Raw genomic sequence first — 18405 nt, 5'->3', positions numbered from 1 at the left:
TACTCCCGAGGGAGTAGGCGCCCTACATGGCGGTGGGGAGCAAAATCAGGCGACGCCGGAGACGCTTCCCGCTGCCACTTGGCGTTCCGCGGCTTCGACCACGTTGGTCATGAGCAGCGCCACGGTCATGGGACCCACGCCGCCGGGGTTCGGCGAAATCCAGCCGGCTACATCGGCAACGGCGGGATCGATGTCGCCGTGGACCTTGCTCTTGCCCGTCTCGGGGTCGGTTTCACGGGTGACACCGACGTCGAGCACGGCCGCGCCCGGCTTCACGTCCGCAGGCTTGACGATGTGCTTGGCACCCGCCGCGCCTACAATCACGTCCGCCTGCCGCAGCAGCTCCGAGAGGTTCTTGGTGCCGGTGTGCGTCAGCGTCACGGTGGCGTTCACGGCCCGCCGGGTGAGCAGCAGGCCGATCGAGCGGCCGATCGTAACGCCGCGGCCGACCACCACAACGTGCTTGCCGGCCAGGCTGTAGCCGTTGCGCTCCAGGAGCTCGATGACGCCGCGGGGTGTGCACGGCAGCGGCGAGGTGATCTCTCCGTTGACGTTGAGCACCAGCCGGCCCAGGTTGGTCGGGTGCAGGCCATCGGCATCCTTGGCGGGGTCGATTCGCTCGAGGATGGCATCGGTGTCCAGGTGCTTGGGCAGCGGCAGTTGCACGATGTAACCGTGGCAGGCGGGGTCCGCATTGAGTTCGTCGATGAGGGCCTCAACCTGCGCCTGGGTGGCATCCGCCGGAAGCTCACGCTGGATCGAGTTCATCCCGATCTCCACAGACTGCTTGTGCTTCATGGACACGTAAAGCTGCGAGGCGGGGTCCGCACCTACGAGCACAGTGGCAATGCCCGGAGTTACGCCGCGGGCCTTCAGGGCAGCGACTCGCTCAGTCAGCTCAGATTTGATGGCGGCGGCGGCGGCCTTGCCGTCAAGGATCTTCGCGGTCTGCGCCATGGACGGGGTCACCACTGCTCGTGCTGCGGGTACAGCGGGAAATCGGCGGCGAGCTTGTCGACGCGGGCCTGCAAGGCTTCAACGTCGGCAGCGGACCCGGCCTTCAGCGCCGAAGCGATGATCTCGGCAACCTCGGTGAATTCAGTGGCACCGAAGCCGCGGGTAGCCAGGGCCGGCGTACCGATGCGCAGGCCGGAGGTGACCATCGGCGGGCGGGGGTCGAACGGAACGGCGTTGCGGTTGACGGTGATGCCCACGGAGTGCAGGAGGTCTTCGGCCTGCTGGCCGTCCAGCTGCGAGTTGCGCAGGTCCACGAGGACCAGGTGGACGTCGGTGCCGCCGGTGAGCACGGAAACACCGGCTTCAGCGACGTCGGCCTGGTTGAGGCGATCTGCGATGATCTTGGCGCCTTCGAGGACGCGCTCCTGGCGCTCCTTGAATTCCTCGCCGGCTGCGATCTTGAACGCAACAGCCTTGGCGGCGATCACGTGCATGAGCGGGCCGCCCTGCTGGCCCGGGAATACGTTTGAGTTGAGCTTCTTAGCCCATTCCTGCTTGGCGAGGATCACGCCGGAACGGGGTCCGGCCAGCGTCTTGTGCACCGTGGAGGTCACGACGTCGGAGTGCGGCACCGGGCTCGGGTGCAGGCCTGCTGCGACGAGGCCGGCAAAGTGGGCCATGTCCGTCCAGAGGAGCGCGCCAACCTCGTCGGCGATGGAACGGAAGGCTGCAAAGTCGAGGTGGCGCGGGTAAGCGGACCAGCCGGCGATGATGACCTGCGGCTTCTCGGCAATGGCCTGTTCGCGGAGCTTGTCCATGTCCACGCGGAAGGTGTCTTCTTCGACCTGGTAGGCAGCTACGTTGTAGAGCTTTCCGGAGAAGTTGAGCTTCATGCCGTGGGTCAAGTGGCCGCCGTGGGCCAGGGAAAGGCCGAGGATCTTGTCACCGGGAGTGATCATGGCGGACAGGGCTGCGGCATTGGCCTGCGCACCCGAGTGCGGCTGCACGTTGGCGTACTCAGCGCCGAAGAGCTCCTTCACCCGGTCGATGGCCAGCTGCTCGGCAATGTCGACGTATTCGCAGCCACCGTAGTAGCGGCGGCCCGGGTAGCCTTCGGCGTACTTGTTGGTCAGGACGGAGCCCTGGGCCTCCATGACGGCGCGGGGCGCAAAGTTCTCGGAAGCGATCATTTCCAGGGTGCCGCGCTGGCGGCCGAGTTCCTGTTCCAGAACCGCGGCGATCTCGGGGTCGAGCTCGGAAAGCGGCTGGTTGCTGATGGTCGCGGAGGTGATGGTGGAGGTGGTCACGAAGATCTCCTGGATAGGCAACGGGTATTTCTACAGGTCAGGCTACCGGCTGGGTTTTTTCCATGCCTTTGATTACGGGGCGTGGCACAGCGACAGTAAAACGTGACCCTCGGCCCAGGCGTACGATCCGTGGTCTTCAACAATGCCGCTCCCTGGTGGTACACCACCCAACGCCAGTCGCGACGACTTAAACAGTACAACAGGTGCGCAACGGTAGGCTTTACGTGTGACTGATTCCACCCTGCCTACGTCTTTTGTTGTAACCCTGTCCTGCCCGGACCGGCCCGGAATTGTGCACGCCGTTGCTGGCGCTTTGTTGGAGGCTGGCTGCAACATCGCCGATTCCCAGCAATACGGCAGCCCCAGCACGGGAAACTTCTTCATGCGGGTGGAAGCCACAACGTCCTCGACCCAGGCTGAACTGAGTTCGGAGCTGGCCCCGGTGGCCGAAGAATTCGGCATGAAGTGGCAAATCAACCCGGTGGGCCAGAAGGTCCGTACCCTGATCCTGGGTTCAAAGGACGCGCACTGCCTCAACGATCTGCTCTTCCAGCAACGCTCCGGAACCCTCCCCATCGAGGTGCCCGCCATCGTATCCAACCACCGGGACCTCGAAGGCCTGGCGGAGTTCTACGGGATCCCCTTCCACCACATCCCGGTCACTCCGGACACCAAGCCCCAGGCCGAGGCGAAGCTGCTCGCACTCATCCATGAGCACGGCATCGAGCTGACGGTCCTGGCGCGCTACATGCAGGTCCTCTCCAACGAGCTCTGCACCGAGCTCAACGGCAAGGCCATCAACATCCACCACTCCTTCCTGCCGTCCTTCAAGGGCGCCAAGCCCTACCACCAGGCGCATGCCCGGGGCGTGAAGATCATCGGGGCCACTGCCCACTACGTCACGGCGGACCTCGACGAGGGCCCGATCATCGAGCAGGAAGTCATCCGGGTGGACCACGCCCGCACCGCCGAGCAATTCGTGCAGATGGGCCGCGACGTCGAAGGCCGCACGCTCGCCCAAGCTGTGCAGTGGCACGCCGAACACCGCGTTCTGCTCGACGGCACCCGCACGGTGGTGTTCAACTAACGCTGCGGGCTCCCCCACCCAACTAGCTCGCATTTAATGCCGTTTTGACGCCTCATAACGGCATCTACTGCTAGCTAGTTGGGTGTTCTACGCTGGGTCCATGGACGGGACCCCGAGGGCCTTCAGCGACGAAACCGACAATCACGAGGCGAACCTGGCGGTTTACTACGACCGGCAGGCCGGCATCCAGAACACCCGCGCCATGACACCACCTCGGACGGAATGCCGCGACTGGTTTATCCGCCTGCTCAAGGAAGAACACAGGCACTCGCTGTTCGAACTAGGCTGCGGCACAGGCGTCGAAGGCTTGGAATTCGTGCGGGCCGGATTGCACTACACCGGCGTCGACCTGTCCGAGGAGAGCATCCACGTTGCCCGTGCCAAAGGGCTCGACGCCAGCGTTGCCAGCGGCCGGTCCCTGCCGTTCGCCGATGCTACTTTCCCGGCCGTGTGGACTATGAGCACCCTCCTGCACGTGCCCAACGTGGTAATCCACGACGTCGTCAGTGAACTCGTGCGGGTCAGCGCGGCTGGCGCGCCAATCGCCGTCGGGCTCTGGTCCGGTGACGATGAGGAAGTCCTCAACCCCGAGGACCAGGACGAGCCGCGGCGGTTCTTCAGCCGGCGGAGCGATGACACTCTGCGCCGCATCTTTGGCGCGCACGGCGAAGTGGAGCGCTTTGAGACCTGGCCCGAGGGCACAGGAGTCGAGTCGGGACCCGGCGCCGGGAACTGGACGCAGCATTACCAGTTCCTGGTCCTCCGGACTCCTTCGTTTGGGCCCACGCCGCCAGGGTGACCTGGCCGAGCGAAGCGAGGTTAGGGAGGCGCCGTCATCTAGGCTTGCCCCATGGCTCCCATTTACACCTTCGCCGGGGATACCCCGGCCATCCATGACACCGCCTTCGTGGCACCCACGGCTTCCATCATCGGCAAGGCAACCCTCGGCCAGGACTCGAGCGCCTTCTATGGTGTGTCAGTCCGTGCCGACACCGCCGCCATCAGCGTCGGCACGGGCTCGAACCTCCAGGACAATGTGGTCCTGCATGCCGACCCCGGCTTCCCCTGCACCGTCGGCGCGCGGGTCAGCGTCGGTCACAGCGCCGTCGTCCACGGGTGCACCGTGGAGGACGACTGCCTCATCGGCATGAGCGCCACTATCCTGAACGGCGCCGTCATCGGTACCGGTTCGCTTGTGGCCGCCGGCGCCGTCGTGCTTGAGGGAACTGTCATCCCGCCGCGGTCCCTGGTTGCCGGGGTGCCCGCCAAAGTGCGCCGCGAACTGAGCGAGGAAGAGCTCGACGGCGTGAAGCGCAACGCGGCGCACTACAGGGAACTGGCGGCAGCGCACCGCGACATGCACGCGCAGGCCTAGTCCAGGCTGATCGGCCCCAGTTCGTCCAACAGGTCACCGGGACCGGGGTTGCCTGCCACGGATGAACCGCCAAGATGGTTCACGACGCTCCACACAGCGTTCAGCCCTGTGGTGACGGCGCCTTCGGCCCAGCCTGCGGTGAACGAGACGTCGTCGCCCGCCAGGAAGATGCCCCGTTGGCTCTCCGGCAGCTTGTCCTGTTTGAAGTGCGTGAACAAGCGCTGCTGGTAGCGGTAGTGGCCGGGCAGGTTGGCCTTGAAGGCACCCATGAAGTTGGGGTCGGCCTCCCAGGAAACGGTGATGGGCTGGCCAACGATGTGGCTCGCAATGTCCACGCCCGGATAGATCTGCTCAAGCGAGTGCAACATGAGCTTGACGCGTTCCTCGGCGCTGAGCGAGAGCCACTTCAGGGCGTCGTCGTTCCACGTGTAGGAAAGCAGGATGACTGCAGGCTTGTCCGGACCGTCGTCGAGCAGGTACGTTGCGCGGTTGAGCCGGTCGGTCAGGGTCATGGACAACACTTCGCGGCCCGTTTCGGGGTCGATGTCCTTCCAGAACGGCCGGTCCACCATCACGAAGGTCTTGGACGACTGCATGTAGTGCGAGCGCTCGATCGCGGTCCACAGTTCCGACGGGAACAACGATTCCTGGGTGTGGATCCGCGTGGACAACAGCCAGGACTGGCATGTGGTCACGACGGCGGGGTACCCGGTTTCGCGGCCCCACCGTTCGCGCACCATAAGGTCGCCGTTCTCTCCACGCTCGATGCGGTCCACGGCTCCGCGCGGGGAACCGGAATGCAACGATGCGAGCGAGGTGCCCTCGGGCCAGTGGGCCATGCCCGACGGCGCGTGGTGCCACAGTGCCTCGGGGAGCCGCTGCGCGCCCCCAGTGATGAGCCGGTGCTGGTCATCGGCGTCTGTGTAGACGACGCGCAGGATCTCGAGGATGGAGTTGGGGAAGTCGGTGTCCCAGCCGCCGGTACCGAAACCTACCTGCCCGAAGGCCTCGCGATGCGCGAATCCGGCCTCTTTGAAGGACTTGCTTGCGGCGATGAAGCCGTAGAAGGTCTGCTCATCCAGGAGCGGGAGCAGTTCGTTCCAGAGTTCCTTGATGCGGGTGGTGTCCCGGGCCCGGATGGCTTCCTGCATTTCCTGGAACGCCGCGCCGTCATTGACGGCGGCCTTCCAGGCTGCGGCAACTTCGTGGAAGAACTCCGGGAGGTCAGCCGACGTGGCCGCATAGTGTTTCTGCCCGGCCAACTCGATCACCGTGCTCGATGTTGCGGGCGCGAGCGGGTTGGGGAATTCCTGGGTGTCCAGGCCGAGCAGGTCCACATAGTGGTAGAACGCCTTGCCGGACACCGGGAACCGCATGCCGCCAAGATCTGCCACCACTCCAGGAGCCGAGGGGAAGCCCGCGGTGCGGAGCCGCCCGCCGATCTGGTCAGCCTCGTAGACCACGGGCCGCAGTCCGAGTTTCATGAGCTCGTAGGCCGTGACGAGTCCCGAGAGGCCGGCGCCGATCACTGCGACCTCCGTGCCGTACAGTTCCGGCGGAACAACCGCCAGACCGTCGGGGTGGGCGAGGTAGTGGTCGTAGCTGAACGGGAAGTCGGGGTTCAGCATGGTGATGGGAGCGTCGGCCGGCGTTGCCTTGGAATTCCCCGCGTCCCCCGCGCGGGGTGTGGGTTCCGTGGGCAATTCGGTGGCGATGGTCATGAAAGTTCTGCCTTCACAGTTTCCGGGTCGGGGACCCTTGCGGATAGTTCACGGTAATCCTGTTCGGTCAGGGCCGCTACCTTGGAATTCCGGCGTCCATAGCCGAAGTAAAGGGCGATCCCCACGAGCATCCAGCCACCGAACACCACCCAGGTGTCTGCGCCCAGGTTGGCCATGAGGTAGGCGCACATCAGGGTGCCGAGAACGGGGGTGATCGGGTAAAGCGGCACGCGGAAGCTGCGCTTGAGTTCCGGGCGGTTGCGCCGCAGGTAGATGACGGCAACGTTCACCAGCGCGAACGCGAAGAGGGTGCCGATGCTGGTGGCGTCAGCCAGCGCGCCGAGCGGGACAAGCCCTGCGGTGAGTGCGACGGCGGTGCCCACGATGAGCGTTCCGGCCACCGGGGTGCCGGTGCGCGGGGAAATACGGCCGAAGACCTCGGGGACCAGTCCGTCGCGGGACATGGAGAGCAGGATCCGGGTCTGGCCGTAGAGCACGGTCAGGACGATGCTGGCGATGGCGAGCACGGCTCCGATGGAGAAGACGAGCGCGATCCAGGGCTGCTGGGTGGTTTCCTCGAGGATCTGGACCAGGGCTGCCTCGGTGCCGCCGAACCATTCCCAGGGCCGCGCGCCGATGGCCGCCACGGCGACCAGGACGTAAATGCTGGTCACGATCACCATGGAGAGCAGGATGGCCCGGGGCAGGTCGCGCTTGGGGTTGCGGGCTTCCTCTCCGGCAGTGGAGGCGGCGTCGAAGCCGATGTAGGAGAAGAAGACGCGGGATGCAGCGGCCGAAACACCTGCGGCACCCATCGGCATGAGGGGTTCGAAGTTGCCGGCGTTGAACGCGGTGAAGGCAACGGCGCAGAAGAACAGCAGAATGACAATCTTGATGGTCACGATCGCGGTGTTGATCCACGCGCTCTCCTTGGCGCCCCGCACCAGCAGGATCATCGCGAGGACAACAATCGCCATGGCGGGGATGTTGACCACGCCACCGCTGCCCGGTGGCTGGGACATCGCGTCGGGGAGGAACTGCCCGAACGCTGCCAGGGTTTCGTTTACGTATTGCCCTGCGCCGACGGCCACGGCAGCTACTGAGACGGCGTATTCGAGGACGAGGCACCAACCACAGATCCAGGCCATGCCCTCGCCCATGGTGGCGTAGGAGTAGGAGTAGCTCGAGCCGGCTACGGGTACGAGGCCCGCCATTTCCGCGTAGGACACCGCGGAGAACAGGGCAGCGAGACCCGCCACCACAAAGGAAATCCAGACCGCGGGTCCGGCCAGCGGCACGGATTCACCCAGGATCACCAGGATGCCGGTGCCAAGTGTCGCGCCGACACTGATCATCGTCAGTTGGAGCACACCGAAGCTGCGGACCAGCGGCGTACCGCTTTCGCTGCTTCCGGCTTCGCTGACCATCTGCCCGATCGGCTTGCGGCGGAGCAGCTGCGAACCGAGCCCCGGGCGGCGGGCGGTGTTGCCGGCATCCGTATTCGCGGCGTGCGTTGGCTTGGTCTGGGTGGAGGTAGGCACAGTCACCGTTGACGTCCCTTCAGAGTAGTTGGCGGTTTCCCCTGACAACCGTAAGCCTGTGAGCCAGCTCTCACGGCGGTGCAAAATGACCTATAGTGATCAACCATGAGACGTATTGCACAATCAGAAACTACGCCGGAAGCGGCACTTTCCGGGCAGGTCAGCGTCGATCTGTCTGCGATTTCAGACAACATCAAAGCTCTCAAGCAGCGCACCGCCGCGCCACATTTCATGGCCGTCATCAAGGGGAACGGCTACGGCCACGGCCTCGTGGATGTTGCCCGCACGGCCGTGGCGGCAGGAGCCGATTGGCTGGGAACGGCCCAATTGAACGAAGCCATCGCATTGCGCCAGGCGGGCATCACCGTGCCGGTCCTGTCGTGGTTATATCTGGCATCCCAGACCAGCGCGACCATTCGCGAGGCACTCGAGTACGACGTCGACGTTTCGCTTGGGAGCGTCGGTCAACTTGAAGTCCTAGCCGGGATCGCGAGGCAATTGGGTCGCCCCGCCGTCGTGCACCTCGAGCTGGACAGCGGCCTCAGCCGCGGCGGTGCGCGCAAGGAAGACTGGCCCGAGCTGGTGGCTCAGGCGCGCAAGGCGGAGCAGGACGGCACGGTTCTGGTCCGCGGCATCTGGACCCACTTGGCGTGGGCCGACGTTCCCGCCCACCCCGGCAACGCCGCCGCCGTGGCGGAGTTCGAAGAAGCCGTTCGCGAAGCCCAAGCTGCCGGCCTGGACCCGCAATTGCGGCACGTGTCGAGCTCGGCAAACATCCTGGACCGGCCCGAATTCCACTTCGATATGGTCCGCGCCGGACTGGCCATCTATGGATTGGCACCCGCTGACCACCTGGATCCCGCCGACTTCGGACTGCGCCCCGCCTTGAGCGTCACGGCACCACTCGTCATGGTCAAGAAGGTACCCGCGGGAACCGGTGTCAGTTACGAGCACCAAGCCATCACGCATGAGCCGCGCTACCTCGGCCTCATCCCCCTGGGTTACGCCGACGGCATCCCCAAGGGCATCAGCGGCCGAACCCTGGTCCAGATCGCTGGACGGAAGGTCCCGGTGATCGGCAAGGTGTGCATGGACCAGTTCATGGTGGACCTCGGCCCGGATGGGACTGGAATCGAGGTCGGACACACCGCGGTCCTGTTCGGCGATCCGGCCGGAGGGGCCGCGAGCGCCGACGATTGGGGCGCCGCCATCGGAAGCCACGGCGACGAGATCATCAACCGGATCGCACCGCGACTGCCCCGAGTCTACGAATCCGGCGCCTACGAGTGCCCCGATTACCAGGAGGCAGCGAGCGATGTCGCCTGAGCCCGCCGCCGGCCGCCTGAGTTTCGTCACGCTTGAGCAGTTCCTGAAGCAGCTGCCGCCCGAGTTGGAGATACTCCACGACGGCGGCAGCGGCGGGGAACTGCTGCGCTGGGTTGAACCCAGCGAACTGGACGACCCCACGCCCTACCTGCCGGAAGGGGAGTTCCTGCTGACCGCGGGGCTCCCTTTCCTGGGTGATGGCGGGTCCAGGGAGAGCGTGGATGCTTACGTGAAGCGGCTGGTGGGGGCCAAGGTGGCGGCGCTGGGCTTCGGGATCAGGCCGTATTTCGACGCAGTCCCGGCCGAGCTGCTCAAGGCCTGCAGGCGGCACAAGCTCACCTTGATCGAGATTCCGGAATCCATACCGTTCGCCGCGATCGGGCTTGAGTTCTCCCAGCTCCTGGAATCGGACAACGCGAAGGTCTTCCGCCAGCTCGCGGACACCAACCGGCAACTCATGCGGGCCGTCCTCTCCCCCCGGCCTGAACACGAACTGCTCGCCGCTTTGGTACAGAAGGTTCCCGTGTGGGCGCTTCTGGTCGGCGCGGACGGGCGGGTACGTGCACGCGCCCACGCTGCCGGCGGCAGCACCGGCGTCGAGCATTCACTGCTGGAGCCCATGCTGGAGCGACTCCTTTCGGGCAGCGGGCCGCGGGTTGAGGTGGACGGCTTTGGGCAGCCTGGCTCCGAGATGGTTTTCGGCCACCCGCTGCGGAGCACCAAGGACGCCAATCTGGGCGCCCTGATACTGGGCTCAGACGCTGCGCTGACTCCTGCCCAGAACAGCGTGGTGCAGTCCGTCGTGGGGTTGCTGGAGTTACTCGTCCGCCAACGGACCAGCGGCTCCCTCGCGCCAAGCCAATTGGCGACGGCGTTGCTGCTGCACCCGGAAAGCCTTGCGACCGGTGGCACCCGGCACGTCAACGGACTCAAGGACCTCCTGGCGCAGAGCCTGTCCTCCACGCGATCCGCTCCCCTGCGCGTAGTCCAAGGCATCAAGGTGGACTCTCCCGAATGGCCCGCCGGCGACAGCCCGGTGCGAGAGCTATTGCAATGGCGGCGCCTCTTCGACACCAAACTGGTGGAAATCACCGATTACGGATTCGCTGCGATCACTCGTTTGAAGGTGGACGACGCGCTCCTGGCGGACGTCGAAAAGCTAGGTTGGCGGCTCGTCATTGGAGACCCGACGGAACTGACCGGGCTCGCCGCAGCGCATCAGCGGGTGACGTCGCTCCGTTCACGCGTCCAGTCCAGCGGACGGAGCGCCCGTGTCGACGAGGTGACCTGGTCCGTCACCGGACTCCTGGGCCGCGAGGCCGGGTCCATGCTGGCGGCGAGGCTTCTTGAACCGGTGCTTGCCCTGGAAGCTGATCGGCGCGATCCCCTCTTGGCAGTGCTCCGGGGCTGGCTGAGCGAAAACGGCAGCTGGGATGCCTCCGCAAAGCTGCTGGGGTTGCACCGCAACAGCGTGCGCCGCCAGATCGGCCTGCTCGCCGAACTGCTCGACACCGACTTGAACCAGGCCCAAGTGCGCGCGGAACTTTGGATCGCGCTCCAGTACACGGACGGGTTGGTGGGCGGAGGGGGCGCTTAGTCTTCGGCACTTCCTGGCCGGGGTCTGTCTACGTGTTGTGCTGCTTAAAACACGTAGACGGGGCCGCAGGCACACTGAGAAACGCGAATTTTGCACGTATTTTGCCCGGTTCCACCACTTAATTTCGCCGTTTGACCACTGAGACGGGGTTTTCCGGGCCTAGCATTCGACTGCCGGCTACACGGCGTCCGCCAGTAGCTCAAATCGAAGTGGAGGAACGAAATGCTCACTACGACCGCATTGAATGCAAGCAGCACGATGGCAGCGGCACGAACCAAGATTGACGAAATGATTGTTCGTTACGATGGCTGGTTTCTCGTGTTTCTCGCCGTCCTGATGGCGCTTGCTTTTGTATTGCTCGCAGCGATGGCCATCTGGTGCTTGACGCAGGGACGAGGCCGGTTCACTGGCAACTGGAGTTGGAGCCAATGGGGCGTCTCAGTGTTCGTTGAATGCAGGTAACCAGCTGCAAGCCAACCGTCGTGGTGGCACTGACAAGCTGCCACCAGGACCAGAGCATCGGAATTCGCCTCATGACTCTCAGCGTTGCCAACGTCAACTACGCCTACAACTCCAGAAGCCAAGTGCTCAATGATGTTTCGTTCACGATCGCAGAGGACCAGATCATGGGCCTCATTGGTCCCAACGGGTCCGGGAAGTCCACCCTGATAAAGGTCATCCTGGATCTGCTCCAACTTCAAAGCGGCCGCATCCGCATCGGGTCTGAAAGCAGTCAGAGCCGCAGCGCCAAGATGTCTTCGATCTACCTGTCCAGCAATGATTACCTCCCTGAGTTCCTCACAGGCGAGGAATACCTGCGCTTTATGCACGGCCTCTACCGAGAACCCATGGATCACGCGGCACTGAGGACTCAATTCGTCAGGTACTCCATGCGCGACAGGCACCGCGATTTGATCGAAGACTACTCGCACGGCATGAGGAAGAAATTGCAACTCATCGCCGCGTTCATGCTCCGACGAAGGTTTACCGTCATCGATGAAACCCTCAATGGCGTCGACATCGATGCCATCAACCTCTTCGAACGGGACATCCGGAAACTTGCCACAGAAGGCCGGTCAGTTCTACTGTGCAGTCATGACTTCGCCATGTTGGAACACGTCGCTGACGAGCTGGCGCTTCTAATCCAAGGGGCCCTGGTGGTTCAGGCTCCGGTCCGGAAAATTATCCAAGATCATGGCACGATAGCTGACCTTGCCAACGAATTCATCCAGGCAATGGAACCATCATAAATGCGCCTCAAGAGCGTTGTCCTGCTGTTTCGACTGTTCTGGCTCTTCATCGTGAGACGCGTCCTGGGACGAGGACTGCTGGCCAGCCCGGCTGCTCGGCTTTCTGCCATTTTCCTACTCGTTGTCGCGTTCGCCGGATTCAACGCGTTGAGCTATGTGGTCATCCGCCAGTATCTCAGTGGAACCGGCCTACTTGATCCTGTTCTTCAAGTAGCCAACGCATCCGTCGGATTCTGGGTACTTATTGCGTACACACTAATCCGGGTGCTGTTTATGAAGGCCGACGAGCTTCTAAAACTCTCCTTCAATCTGCCGGTGACCAACAGGGAAAGGACCATGGCATTTGCGCTCTTTGAGTCGTCCCTCGTCCTCCTCGTGACTGTGTTCATTTTCGGTGCTTTCTCCATTTCAACCGTGCTGATCGAGGGGACGGATTACATTCCGAGGGTTCTGGCGTCCATCTGGTTCCCCGCTATTTCAACGTACCTGCTTCTGAGCCTCGGCTACTACCTGCTTGAACGTGCTCTACAGGCCCTCAGGATAGCTCGACTTCGCGGCCTGATAGTCCCGATGGTGCTTGCTTTCGGGCTGGCGGTCGCCTTTCCGCAAACCAACGAGCAGGGCAATCAGATCACCGAAAGCTACCTCAACGGGCGGGACTACTTCGCGCCTGCTTTACTATACGCAAAGCTGCAGGAAGACGTCGGGCTCTTGTTTTCCACTTTAGTTCTGCTTGCGACATCAGCAGCACTAATTCCGGCAATCGTCGCCATCGCACCCAGGAACTACGTTCCGATGCGTCGCTTCTTCGTCTTCCTGCCTTCACGCTTGGCAGATCGCAAGTTCGGCGTTTACATTCTCGTCTTGTTTCGAAGTTTCGAAACAATGGTGGCCGCCTCTTTTGTCACCATCTATTCAGTATTCGCCTGGCTCGAGCATTTGGTGTTGCCGCCCTACGCACTTGCCCTCATAACGTTTCAGGGAGTTTATGCATTTTCAAACTCGGAGCCCCTGCGACGCATGGTCACCTATCCAGGCAGCACCGTCGCGAACTACTTACGGCTCATAGGCTCGCAAGGCATCCTCCTGCTGGTTGTCGGCATTCCAGCCATCGCAATTTCCTTGGCACAGGGAGTTGCCATCGAAGCGTGCCTGCCCGTGGCGGGATTCTGCTTGAGCAACGTTCTCATATCAACCTTGGTTGGCATCGCTTTCCCTCCCGAGAAGGGAAACCCATTCACCGTCATCGTCGGCGTCCTGCTCACGGTGATAGTCGTCATGATTGTGGCGCTTGGCTTGAACGTCTTTAACTTTGATCCAATAATCAGTGCGGGAATTTTCACCGCGCTTAACATGCTCGTCGTCTTTTACAGCATCCTGGGTATGCGAAGAATGGAAAGGATTGCACGCCATGAAGTGGTTGCTTAGATTCATCGTCGGGCTGACAGTCTCTTTTGTTGTCACCATGATCGTCGTCGTCGCAAGTTTCATCACCACGATGTTCTCGGCGTCGGAATTAGGAGTCAGGAAATTTGGCCTGTTCGGCGCACTCTTCTTCGAGCCCCATGCAAAGCCCGACGGGGCGACCGCATTGGAAATCGGGGTGTCGAACGGCACGCCCATCGCTTTTGTCTTCGCGGCATCGCTGGTCTTTTATGTTGCCGTTGCATCCGTCCTGGAACGCCTAAAGCTCCACAAGAAGCGACTCCTGCAAGCGGACCCGGATTGACCGTTCGAAAGTTCGCCCTCCGGGATGTGACTGCCGGGCTGATAGCCAAGCAACTCATATGGTCATGTAGATTGCCTTTTGCCGCCGCGGCTCTCGGCTTCACAGCGTGCACCTTCCTGGCCGCCATGACCACTGACCCGATACTTTTCCAGGCTGGCCTGTGGCTTCTTGTGCATGTGCTTTGCCTGCTGTGCGGTTTTCTGGTGCATGAGTGGTCTCACGTTGCGGGCATGAGGCTGTTTCACGGGATTTCCGACGTCGTAGTATCTTCCGGCATCCTTTGCTTCTCCGTCATTCCCGTCGGGCATCTCTACGGGTGGCAGATCGCAATCGTGGCGATACTCGGTCCGGGTGCTTCATGCTTGGTGGGGGCGCTTGTTGCACTACTGGCACCCGGTTCATTCCTGCAGTACTGGTTCCTGTTGCATGCAGTCTTCCTTCTGCCATTCTTTGGCGATGGACGCAGCCTCATTCTCGGATTCCGCAAGTGGGCGCGCCCGATTGAATTACGCGTGCCCGTAATCAACCGCTGAGCTACTCATCCACCCATCCATTCGGACCTCAACCTTCTGGAGCAGAAGCTTCCCACTCGCGGTACAGCTCGGGGCGGCGTTCGCGCAGGTAGGGCACCTGTTCCCGTGCTGCTTTGACGCTTTCCGTGGAAATCTCGGCGAACAGCAATGCCGCGCCATCCCCCGCGGCAGTGAGCAATGAGCCGTCCGGACCGGCGACCACGCTTCCGCCAAGGAAGTCACAGCCCTCCTCATGGCCGCTGTGGTTCGCGTAGGCCACGTTGAGCTGGCTCTCCAGCGCCCGGGCCCGGATCAGGACTTGCGGTACCGTGTCGAAGCCCGCGGACAGGGCTGTGGGAACCAGCAGAAGCTCAGCGCCCCGCATGGCCGCAGCGCGGACGCTTTCGGGAAACTCGACGTCGTAGCAAATCAGCAGCGACGTTTTGATCCCGTTGAAGTCCACAACGCCGGGAGCTGCTCGGGCGGCGGAGAACGCCTTTCGCTCCTCCTCGCCGAAGAGGTGCACTTTGCGGTAGTCCAGGAGCACGGTTCCGTACGCGTCCAAAAGAGTGGCCGAGATATGCCAGCCCCCATCGGCAGCCTGTGCGGGAAGGCTGGACACGAGTCCGATGCCGTGCGTGCGGGCGATGTCCGCCAGGCGACGCCGGATGCTCGGAAGCGTTGCGAAATCCAACTCCGCGTGGAGCCTCAGCGGCGCGTACCCCACAGGGAAGAGCTCGGGGGTCAACAGCAAGGCAGCGCCGGCCGCGGCAGCGCGTTGCGCCGCCGCATCGACCGTCTTTAGATTGGCGTCGATGTCCAGGACAACAGCGTTGGCCTGCAGAACGGACAGCAGCATCATTACCACCTCGATAGAACCTTGCGTCCCCCGTCGGGCGTTCTTGGGAGACACGCCCGGGATTACTCGTGGTTCCAGCCTAGCCAGCCGCCGTCCGCTCCCACAGGACAAATGGACCTGCGGACGGCCCGCGGGGGATGGATCGTACAAATTGGCGGCACAGTCCATGACGAAGATGCAACTTCACGCCGTTGCGTTAACTTCTTGACTGCAACTGTGATTTGAGGCACGCTTCATGTCATGCCTGCAACATCCAGCTCGACGAAGAGCCACCGCAAGAACCCCGGCTCGCAATCAGCGCTGCGCCACCTGAACCAGCAGCGGCTCATCGAATGCCTGCTGAGCGGCCCATCCACCCAGGCCGAACTCGCCAGGCAGACGGGTCTTTCCACGGCAACGGTGTCCAACATCGTCAAGATCATGCAGGACGCGGGACTCGTCTCCACGGAACCGATCACGAGCTCCGGACGCAGGGCGCTGAACGTCAGGCTCAACAGCAACGGCGCGGTCGCCGTCGGGATCGATTTTGGCCGTCGCCACCTGCGGGTGGTCCTGGCCTCACTGGGTTATCACATCATCGTCGAGGAAACGGTGACGCTGCCCCTTGGCCACCACGCCGAACAAGGCATCAGCGCCGCCGTCGCACTCCTCAACAAACTCTTGCTCGAAAGCGGGGTTGACCGAAGCGCGGTAGTCGGCGCGGGCGCCGGCATAGCGGGCCCGATCGACCGCCGTTCCGGCACTGTGGCACAGGGAGCCATCCTCCCCGAATGGGTGGGGATCCAGATTCTCGAACGACTGGAGGAAGCCCTCGATCTCCCCGTATACGTTGACAACGACGCCAATCTGGGCGCCCTCTCCGAGGTCACATGGGGGCCCCACAGCGGGATCAATAACCTCATGTTCCTCAAGATCGGTTCCGGCATCGGAGCGGGCCTCATCATCAACGGGGCGCCCTACTACGGGGCGGTGGGAATCACAGGAGAAATCGGCCATGCGACCATCCACGAATACGGCGCCATCTGCCGCTGCGGCAACCGGGGCTGCCTGGAAACGATGGCTTCCACCACCACCATGATCGAGCTGCTCGGAAAGGGATCGGGACTGCACCTCGAGCCCGAGGACATTGTCCGGAACGCCCTGGCGAGGGACCCTGCAACCCTTCGCGTGGTGGACGACGCGGGGCTCGCTGTGGGGCGAGCACTGGGCAATGTGGCGAATCTCATCAACCCGGAAGTCATCGTGGTGGGCGGCCCCTTGGCCGGCCTCGGCGACATCCTCCTGGACCCGATCCGACGCGGCCTCGTCCGCCACGCAGTGCCCGTAATCGGCGAGACAACGCACTTGGCGATGTCTTCGCTCGGCGCCCGGGCGGAGGCCCTTGGGGCGGCCGCTTTGGTGTTCCAGCACGCCGGTATCAAGCAGTCCTGAACATTTCGTTACCACGCTGTTATCGCCGTCTTGCGTTAAAGTCTTGACGACAAGCGGTGTGATCCAGTTTACTTTCTCATCAGATAGGCTCGCCATCCCCGAGCCGACAACGACGTCAAACATTGGAGGCGCGAGGGTATGTCGACCCCCATAACGCACCAGGATCCGGTTCTCCTCGAGATGCGGTCCATCACCAAGGAATTCCCCGGAGTCAAGGCGCTCTCGGACGTTAGCCTCCGGGTCAAGGTGGGCGAAATCCACGCGATCTGCGGCGAAAACGGTGCAGGCAAGTCCACATTGATGAAGGTGCTCTCCGGGGTTTACCCCTACGGCAGCTACGACGGCGACATCGTGTACCAGGCGGAGGTCCAGCAGTTCAAGGACATCCGGGCCAGCGAACACGCGGGAATCGTGATCATCCACCAGGAACTGGCGCTGATCCCCGAGCTGTCCATCATGGAAAACATCTTCCTCGGCAACGAACCCGTCCGTCGCGGCATCATCGACTGGGCCGAAGCACGCAAGCGGTCAATCGAACTGCTCGCACGGGTTGGTTTGCGCGAGGACCCGGATACCCCCATCAAGGAAATCGGCGTCGGCAAGCAGCAATTGGTGGAAATCGCCAAGGCCCTGAACAAGTCCGTCAAGCTGCTCATCCTGGACGAGCCCACTGCCGCCCTCAACGAATCGGACTCCCAGCACTTGCTGGACCTGATCCTTGGCCTCAAGGGCCGGGGCATCACGTCCATCATCATTTCCCACAAGCTCAATGAGATCGAGCAGATCGCGGACGAGATCACCATCATCCGCGACGGCAAGTCCATCGAGACGCTCAACGTGGTGGAAGACGGCGTCGACGAGGACCGGATCATCAAGGGCATGGTCGGGCGGACGCTCGAGTCCCGCTTCCCCGACCACACGCCGAAGATCGGCGAGGTGTTCTTCGAGGTCAAGGATTGGACCGTCGGGCATCCCCAGATCCAGGACCGCTTGGTCTGCAAGAACTCCAGCTTCCATGTGCGCCGCGGTGAAATCGTCGGCTTTGCGGGCCTGATGGGCGCCGGACGCACCGAGCTCGCCCGCTCCGTCTTCGGCCACTCCTACGGCCGGTTCATCTCGGGACAGGTGTACAAGGACGGCAAGCCGATCACCATGCGCAGTGTCCGCCAGGCGATCGACGCGGGTCTCGGCTACGTCACGGAAGACCGCAAGAGCCTGGGACTGAACCTCCTGGACGACATCAAGACCACCACGGTGTCTGCCAACTTGAAGAAGATCAGCCGGGGAATCGTTGTGGACACCAACAAGGAATTCATGGTGGCCGAGCAATACCGGAAGTCACTGCGCACCAAGACCCCCTCGGTGGAGGAAGGCGTATCGAAGCTCTCCGGCGGAAACCAGCAGAAGGTGGTGCTCGCGAAATGGATGTTCACGGATCCGGACCTTCTCATCCTGGATGAACCCACCCGCGGAATCGACGTTGGGGCCAAGTACGAGATCTACGGAATCATCCAGCAGCTGGCCAACCAAGGGAAGGGCGTCATTGTGATTTCGTCCGAACTTCCCGAGCTGCTGGGCCTCTCCGACCGTATCTACACCATCTTCGAGGGCTCCATCACTGGCGTACTCAACAAGGACGAAGCCAGCCAGGAAAGCCTCATGAAGCTCATGACATCCAGCCGCAAAGCTGCCTGACCCCGGTCATCTCCAGAA

17 protein-coding genes and 1 riboswitch are annotated in these 18405 nt (G+C 62.8%); of the genes, 12 read left to right on the top strand and 5 right to left on the bottom strand.

Annotation, left to right across the window (positions count from 1 at the left end; genetic code table 11):
* Positions 1 to 45: 45 nt before the first annotated feature.
* Together AC1DJW_RS03950 and glyA are read right to left on the bottom strand one after the other, a co-directional pair.
* Positions 46 to 957 carry a bifunctional methylenetetrahydrofolate dehydrogenase/methenyltetrahydrofolate cyclohydrolase gene (locus AC1DJW_RS03950; RefSeq protein WP_390279541.1) on the bottom strand — a complete coding sequence of 304 codons (912 nt, stop codon included), beginning with the start codon at positions 955 to 957 and terminating at the stop codon, positions 46 to 48.
* Between the two features lie 8 nt (positions 958 to 965).
* A complete protein-coding gene (glyA, locus tag AC1DJW_RS03945; protein ID WP_284751900.1) occupies positions 966 to 2264 on the bottom strand; it encodes a serine hydroxymethyltransferase in 1299 nt (432 codons plus the stop codon).
* A gap of 105 nt (positions 2265 to 2369) precedes the next feature.
* A riboswitch (ZMP/ZTP riboswitch) is annotated at positions 2370 to 2455 on the bottom strand.
* 35 nt (positions 2456 to 2490) lie between these two features.
* Here glyA and purU point away from each other — a divergent pair.
* The 3 genes from purU (at position 2491) to AC1DJW_RS03930 (ending at position 4726) form a co-directional block, all read left to right on the top strand.
* The gene (gene purU, locus AC1DJW_RS03940) at positions 2491 to 3351 is read left to right on the top strand and encodes a formyltetrahydrofolate deformylase (protein WP_459340646.1); all 861 of its coding nucleotides are present in this window, start codon (positions 2491 to 2493) and stop codon (positions 3349 to 3351) included.
* Between the two features lie 100 nt (positions 3352 to 3451).
* The gene (locus AC1DJW_RS03935; RefSeq protein ID WP_476900791.1) at positions 3452 to 4150 is read left to right on the top strand and encodes a class I SAM-dependent methyltransferase; all 699 of its coding nucleotides are present in this window, start codon (positions 3452 to 3454) and stop codon (positions 4148 to 4150) included.
* Between the two features lie 51 nt (positions 4151 to 4201).
* Positions 4202 to 4726: a gamma carbonic anhydrase family protein gene (locus tag AC1DJW_RS03930; RefSeq protein WP_476900790.1), complete on the top strand. Its 525-nt coding sequence runs from the start codon at positions 4202 to 4204 to the stop codon at positions 4724 to 4726.
* On the opposite strand, the gene AC1DJW_RS03925 is transcribed toward AC1DJW_RS03930, so the two are convergent.
* On the bottom strand, positions 4723 to 6447 hold the full coding sequence (locus AC1DJW_RS03925) for a flavin monoamine oxidase family protein (protein WP_476900789.1): 1725 nt from the start codon (positions 6445 to 6447) through the stop codon (positions 4723 to 4725). The genes AC1DJW_RS03930 and AC1DJW_RS03925 overlap by 4 nt on opposite strands.
* Positions 6444 to 7874 (bottom strand): amino acid permease, encoded by a 1431-nt coding sequence (locus AC1DJW_RS03920; RefSeq protein WP_476900860.1) that lies wholly within the window; start codon positions 7872 to 7874, stop codon positions 6444 to 6446. The genes AC1DJW_RS03925 and AC1DJW_RS03920 overlap by 4 nt, the downstream gene beginning before the upstream one ends.
* 219 nt (positions 7875 to 8093) lie before the next feature.
* Between AC1DJW_RS03920 and alr the strand changes: the two genes are divergently transcribed.
* The 7 genes from alr to AC1DJW_RS03885 all read left to right on the top strand — a co-directional run bounded on the left by alr (position 8094) and on the right by AC1DJW_RS03885 (position 14423).
* Positions 8094 to 9314 (top strand): alanine racemase, encoded by a 1221-nt coding sequence (gene alr, locus AC1DJW_RS03915; protein ID WP_476900788.1) that lies wholly within the window; start codon positions 8094 to 8096, stop codon positions 9312 to 9314.
* Positions 9304 to 10911 carry a PucR family transcriptional regulator gene (locus AC1DJW_RS03910; protein WP_476900787.1) on the top strand — a complete coding sequence of 536 codons (1608 nt, stop codon included), beginning with the start codon at positions 9304 to 9306 and terminating at the stop codon, positions 10909 to 10911. Before alr ends, AC1DJW_RS03910 begins: the two co-directional genes overlap by 11 nt.
* A 222-nt stretch (positions 10912 to 11133) precedes the next feature.
* Positions 11134 to 11373, top strand: coding sequence for a hypothetical protein (locus AC1DJW_RS03905; protein ID WP_345450052.1), 240 nt, complete (start codon positions 11134 to 11136; stop codon positions 11371 to 11373).
* On the top strand, positions 11364 to 12161 hold the full coding sequence (locus AC1DJW_RS03900; RefSeq protein ID WP_459340652.1) for an ATP-binding cassette domain-containing protein: 798 nt from the start codon (positions 11364 to 11366) through the stop codon (positions 12159 to 12161). The genes AC1DJW_RS03905 and AC1DJW_RS03900 overlap by 10 nt, the downstream gene beginning before the upstream one ends.
* Positions 12162 to 13589: a hypothetical protein gene (locus AC1DJW_RS03895; protein WP_476900786.1), complete on the top strand. Its 1428-nt coding sequence runs from the start codon at positions 12162 to 12164 to the stop codon at positions 13587 to 13589.
* Positions 13573 to 13890 (top strand): hypothetical protein, encoded by a 318-nt coding sequence (locus AC1DJW_RS03890; RefSeq protein WP_459340654.1) that lies wholly within the window; start codon positions 13573 to 13575, stop codon positions 13888 to 13890. The genes AC1DJW_RS03895 and AC1DJW_RS03890 overlap by 17 nt, the downstream gene beginning before the upstream one ends.
* 125 nt (positions 13891 to 14015) lie before the next feature.
* The gene (locus AC1DJW_RS03885; protein ID WP_390279515.1) at positions 14016 to 14423 is read left to right on the top strand and encodes a hypothetical protein; all 408 of its coding nucleotides are present in this window, start codon (positions 14016 to 14018) and stop codon (positions 14421 to 14423) included.
* Between the two features lie 28 nt (positions 14424 to 14451).
* On the opposite strand, the gene AC1DJW_RS03880 is transcribed toward AC1DJW_RS03885, so the two are convergent.
* Positions 14452 to 15261: a carbon-nitrogen hydrolase family protein gene (locus AC1DJW_RS03880; protein ID WP_476900859.1), complete on the bottom strand. Its 810-nt coding sequence runs from the start codon at positions 15259 to 15261 to the stop codon at positions 14452 to 14454.
* A gap of 240 nt (positions 15262 to 15501) precedes the next feature.
* Here AC1DJW_RS03880 and AC1DJW_RS03875 point away from each other — a divergent pair, with 240 nt between their 5' ends.
* Both AC1DJW_RS03875 and mmsA read left to right on the top strand, forming a co-directional pair.
* A complete protein-coding gene (locus AC1DJW_RS03875; RefSeq protein ID WP_390279511.1) occupies positions 15502 to 16692 on the top strand; it encodes an ROK family transcriptional regulator in 1191 nt (396 codons plus the stop codon).
* A gap of 138 nt (positions 16693 to 16830) precedes the next feature.
* Entirely contained in the window at positions 16831 to 18387 is a 1557-nt protein-coding gene (mmsA, locus tag AC1DJW_RS03870; RefSeq protein WP_284992025.1) for a multiple monosaccharide ABC transporter ATP-binding protein, read from the top strand.
* Positions 18388 to 18405: the final 18 nt, after the last annotated feature.

The sequence above is a fragment of the Arthrobacter sp. 05L417 genome (assembly GCF_056397865.1).
This window is presented reverse-complemented; position numbering and strand designations above follow the sequence as displayed.